This is a genomic window from Intrasporangium sp. (assembly GCF_036566125.1).
In the GTDB taxonomy this organism is placed as follows: domain Bacteria; phylum Actinomycetota; class Actinomycetes; order Actinomycetales; family Dermatophilaceae; genus Intrasporangium.
On sequence record NZ_DATCWX010000179.1, the window covers coordinates 1 to 4,733 of the forward strand.

The 4,733-nt window shown below is 72.5% G+C and carries 5 protein-coding genes; 3 read left to right on the forward strand and 2 right to left on the reverse strand.

What is annotated here, in order from left to right; translation table 11 throughout:
• Together VIR15_RS10735 and VIR15_RS10740 are read right to left on the reverse strand one after the other, a co-directional pair.
• Positions 1-1,407, reverse strand: a 1,407-nt coding sequence (locus VIR15_RS10735; protein WP_331927470.1) for an alkaline phosphatase family protein, incomplete at its 3' end; no start/stop codon positions are given.
• On the reverse strand, positions 1,407-2,021 hold the full coding sequence (locus tag VIR15_RS10740) for a CDP-alcohol phosphatidyltransferase family protein (RefSeq protein ID WP_331927471.1): 615 nt from the start codon (positions 2,019-2,021) through the stop codon (positions 1,407-1,409). The genes VIR15_RS10740 and VIR15_RS10735, both read right to left, overlap by 1 nt.
• Positions 2,022-2,106: 85 nt before the next feature.
• Here VIR15_RS10740 and VIR15_RS10745 point away from each other — a divergent pair, with 85 nt between their 5' ends.
• Genes VIR15_RS10745 through VIR15_RS10755 form a run of 3 tightly spaced genes read left to right on the forward strand, consistent with a single transcriptional unit; the run spans position 2,107 to position 4,593 of the window.
• Positions 2,107-3,144 carry a zinc-dependent alcohol dehydrogenase gene (locus tag VIR15_RS10745; RefSeq protein WP_331927472.1) on the forward strand — a complete coding sequence of 346 codons (1,038 nt, stop codon included), beginning with the start codon at positions 2,107-2,109 and terminating at the stop codon, positions 3,142-3,144.
• A gap of 4 nt (positions 3,145-3,148) precedes the next feature.
• The gene (locus VIR15_RS10750) at positions 3,149-3,544 is read left to right on the forward strand and encodes a 6-pyruvoyl trahydropterin synthase family protein (protein WP_331927473.1); all 396 of its coding nucleotides are present in this window, start codon (positions 3,149-3,151) and stop codon (positions 3,542-3,544) included.
• Positions 3,541-4,593: a glycosyltransferase family 4 protein gene (locus tag VIR15_RS10755; RefSeq protein WP_331927474.1), complete on the forward strand. Its 1,053-nt coding sequence runs from the start codon at positions 3,541-3,543 to the stop codon at positions 4,591-4,593. Before VIR15_RS10750 ends, VIR15_RS10755 begins: the two co-directional genes overlap by 4 nt.
• Positions 4,594-4,733 lie beyond the last annotated feature (140 nt).

A 4,733-nucleotide genomic window follows, 5' to 3' on the forward strand; every position in this document is an offset into this window, starting at 1 on the left:
CGGCTGGTGGTCACCGAGCATGAGCACCACGAGGTTGTTGTCGCGCGCGTGCTCGAGGAACGACACGAGGCTGTCCAGGGAGTAGGCGATGGATTGCGCATAGGCGGCGCGCACGCCCTGCTCGGTCCGCCACACAGTGTCCTGGGTGGGCGCCTTGCCCGCCATCGACCAGTAGACCGAGCCGTCCCCGATGGAAGACCAGTCGACGAGCCGCGGGAGCGGCGCCCACGGGACGTGGCTCGTGACGAGGTCGACCTCGGCCAGGACCGGGCGGCGGCCCGCCTTCGCGAGCTCGAGGTGGTCGAGGGCCGAGAGGGTGTACTGGTCGGGCATCGGGGCGTAGCCCCAGCCGGGGCCGGCATAGCCCAGGGTGCGTGCGTCGTAGACGGTGTCATAGCCGTAGAAGGAGGAGCCCTCGGGCCAGTCGTGACGGTTCGCCGGGACGACGGCGACGGTCCGCCAACCGGCGTTCGCGAAGGCGCGACTCAGGGTGAGACGGTTGGTCGACATGAGCTGGTCGTGGCGCTGTTGGGTGTTGACCCAGAGGCCCGACTGGAGGCTCGCGTGGGCGAGCCAGCTGAAGCCGCCGAAGGTGGACGAGGTCAACCACGCGCTCCGGCTCGAGAAGCCTTGGGCGTGTAACCGGTCCGTGCCCGATGCGAGGGTCGCGTCCACGAGGCTCGACCCGTCCACGGCCACTCTCCCGTAGCTCTCGACGAAGACGATGAGGACGTCCTTGCCCTGCAGCGCCTGCATCAGCTGGGGTCCGCGGACCTCCTTGAAGCGGTCCGCCGCGATGTCCCTCGCGAAGGCGCCCTGGTCGCGCACGTCGGCGACCGCCTTGACGCCCTGCTCGGAGGCGAGCGCCGCGGTGCTCCACGACGCCACGGGAACCCCGGGGGCGAGGGTGACGCCGACCGCCGCCAGGACGACCCAGGCGGCTGCGAGCACCCCGACCCCACGCGCCGCACCGGTCCGGTGCCGGTCGATGACACCGGCGAGCCGACGGAGTGCCAGCGGCACCGCGACGAAGAGGCCGCCGAAGAGCACGACGACTCCGGCCGCCGCGGCGATTGCGACGGTGGAGCCAGCGGCGTCACGGAGCAGGTCGAAGCCCGAGTCGGCGTAGCGCCAGTCGCTCATCAGGTTGTAGGGCCGGTAGAAGAAGGACCGGAACGCCCAGTCGAGGACCCGGATGAGCAGGAGCAGAGCCAGCAGCACACCGACCGGTGCGAGCACCCAACGGCGGACTCGCGGCGGCAGGACGAGGGCGGCCGCCACCAGGATGAGTCCTTCGATCGGGATGCGGACCAGCGCGACCGGGGTCAGGAGCGCCGTGGCCTCCGGGGCGACGAGCGCGACCCACACGAGCGCGCCGGCAACGACTGTCAGAGCCGCCCTGCGCATCACTCGAGGACCGACCCGATGCAGGAGGGCGCCGGCTCCACGGCAACGGGAGGCCGGACGCGCCAGAGCGCCTGGACCTCGGTCCCGAACGACGCGGTGAGGGCCGACAGGCCAGCGAGGAGGAGGCCGGCCGCCACCGCAGATGGCAGGACGTGCGCGGCCGCGGCCGTCAGGGCGACGCCCTGATACGCCGCAACCGCCTTTCGCCACCGACTCGGTGGAAGCTCGAAGCGCAGCCACGGGACCAGCTGCTGCGCCACGAGGAGGACGTAACGAGCAGCGCCGATGGCGGCAACCCACCAGCCGACCTCTCGGGCGACGTGCAGGCTGAGCACCGCGATGAGGAACGCGTCCACCTCCAGGTCGAACCGTGCCCCGAACGCGCTCACCGTGCCGGTGCGGCGAGCCACCCAGCCGTCGACAGCGTCGAGCACGAGCGCCACGGATGCCAGGCCGACGAGGAGGCCGAGGGCCCCCTCCGCGGCAGGAGCGTCCGGACCACCGAGGGCAGCGGCTGCGGCGAGACCCGCGACGGCGCAGGCGAGGACGGCGCGAGCCAAGGTGACGCGATCGGCCGGGCCGAATCTCGTCAGGTCCTCGGGGACCACCAGCATCTCGCCACCTCCCGCCTCAGCCAGGCGACACCAAGGACGCCGCCGGGTCCGCCCACGTTCACCGGCCCCTCGTTACGCTGGCGCCGTGGCGACCGACGAACGCGCGTTCTGGCTGGTCGAGCCGGGCCGGGGAGAGATCCGACCGGTGCGCCTGACCGAGCCCGGCGACGACGAGGTCTTGGTCCGCACGCTCTACTCGGGCGTGAGCCGGGGCACCGAGACACTCGTCTTCCGTGGCGAGGTGCCGGCCAGCCAGTGGGACGCCATGCGGGCACCGCACCAGGAGGGCGAGTTCCCCGCGCCGGTGAAGTACGGCTACCTCAATGTCGGCATCGTCGAGCAGGGCGGCGACGGCACCGATGACCTCGTCGGTCGCACCGTCTTCTGCCTCCATCCCCACCAGACGGCCTACGTCGTCCCGGCGAGCGCAGTCGTCGTCGTCCCCGACGATGTGCCCCCCGAGAGGGCCGTGCTGGCCGGCACTGTCGAGACCGCGGTCAACGCGCTGTGGGACGCCGCGCCCCTCGTCGGTGACCGGGTTGCCGTGGTCGGGGCGGGCATGGTCGGCTGCAGCGTCGCTCGCCTGCTGGGCCGCTTCCCTGGCGTCCACGTGACGCTCGTCGATGTCGATCCGACGCGCGCCGACCTGGCACGAAGCCTCGGCGTCGGCTTCGCCCGACCGGATGAGAGCGACGAGCTGCCCCTCGGGGACTGCGACCTCGTCGTCCACGCGAGCGCCACCGCGGCCGGGCTCCAGACCTCGCTCGACCTGCTCCGGGCCGAGGGCACCGTCATCGAGCTCAGCTGGTACGGCGACTCCACCGTCCAGCTCTCGCTCGGCGGCACTTTCCACTCGGGACGCCTCGGCATCCGCGCGAGCCAGGTCGGGAGCGTTTCCCCGGCGCGCCGCAGCCGCTACACGTTCTCCCAGCGGCTCGCGCTCGCCCTCGAGCTGCTCCGAGACCCCGGCTTCGACGCCCTCATCACCGGCCGGTCCCCCTTCGATGACCTGCCCGACGTCCTCGCCGGCCTCGCCGACGGCAGCCGGTCCGCCATCTGCCACTCCATCAGCTACGCAGCAACCGACCCAGCTCCAGACACAGCAACCAAGCCAGCGGGGTAGAGCCATGTTCAGCGTGACCGTGCGGGACCACATGATGATCGCCCACAGCTTCGAGGGCGAGCGCTTCGGCCCGGCCCAGCAGCTCCACGGCGCCACCTTCGTCGTCGACGCGACGTTCCGGGGCCCGGAGCTCGACGACGCCGGCATCCTCCTCGACATCGGGCTCGCGACGGAGCAGGTCCACGAGGTCGTCGGCGCGCTGAGCTACCGCAACCTCGACGACGACCCGTCCCTCGGCCGCAACACCTCGACCGAGGTGCTCGCCCGCCTCGTCGCCGACCGGCTCGCAGACCGCGTCGCAGAAGGGTCACTCGGAACCGCACCCGGCCAGGTGACCGGAATCCTCGTGACCCTGCACGAGTCGCACGTCGCCTGGGCCTCCTACGAGCGCTCCGTGTGAGGCGCCTGCACGCCGTCGTCCCCGACTCGGTTCCCGACCAGCTGCGGCCGAGTGGCGGCAACACCTACGACCAGCGTCTTGTCGAGGGGCTCCGCTCGCTGGGGTGGTCCGTCACCGAGCACCTCGTCCCCGGCGCGTGGCCGGAGCCGGATGCGGCATCCCGACGAACCCTCGAGGACGTCACAGCCCGCCTGCCCGACGGCGACCCGACGCTCGTCGACGGCCTCCTCGCATCCAACAGCCCCGAGGTCCTGGTCCCCCTTGCCCGCCGTCTGCCGCTCGCCGTCCTCGTCCACCTGCCCGTCGAGGGTCCGCGCGAGCGCGCGGTGCTCAACGCCGCGGCCGTGGTCCTGACGACGAGCCAGTGGACCCGGGATCGCATCCTCGCTCTCCACGGCCTCAACCCCAGCCGCGTCCACGTCGCCGAGCCGGGAGTCGACCGGTCCCCCTTGGCGCCCGGCACACCGGCCGGTGGGGAACTGCTCTGCGTCGCCGCAGTGACGCCGTTGAAGGGCCACGACCTGCTCGTCGCGGCGCTCGCCTCACTCCAAGACCTGCCGTGGCGTTGCACCTGCGCGGGACCCTTGGCCCCGGACCCGGGCTTCGTCGAGCGCATCTCCGCGCAGGCCCACCGAGCCGGCATCCAGGACCGGGTCCAGCTCGTCGGCCCGCTCGACCGCACCGCCCTGGACCAGACGTACGCCGCTGCCGACGTCCTCGTCCAGCCCTCCCGAGTCGAGACATACGGGATGGTCGTGACCGAGGCCCTCGCACACGGCCTCCCCGTCATCGGCACGTCGGTGGGCGGCCTCCCGCACGCCCTCGGACACGGCGACGCGGACGACACTCGCGAAGACAGCAGACCCGGCCTCCTGGTCCCCACCGACGACCCGGCCGCCCTGGCCGCGGCGCTGCGGGCGTGGCTGACCGACGCCGCCCTCCGGGAGCGACTCCGGCGCAGAGCGACGGAGCGCCGGCGCAGCCTCCCCCCGTGGTCGCGCACCGCCGAGCTGGTGTCCGCGGTCCTCACGACGCTCGCTCGGAGGTGAACCAGAGCGAACCAGACCGGACCGGCGTGAACCAGACCCGGGCCACAGCCGTCGTCCGTCGTGAGGGGAACCACGTCAGGGGAGGGAGGCGACGACGATGGGTCCTGCACGCCAGTGGCTGCGGTGGGTGCAGCCGCTCG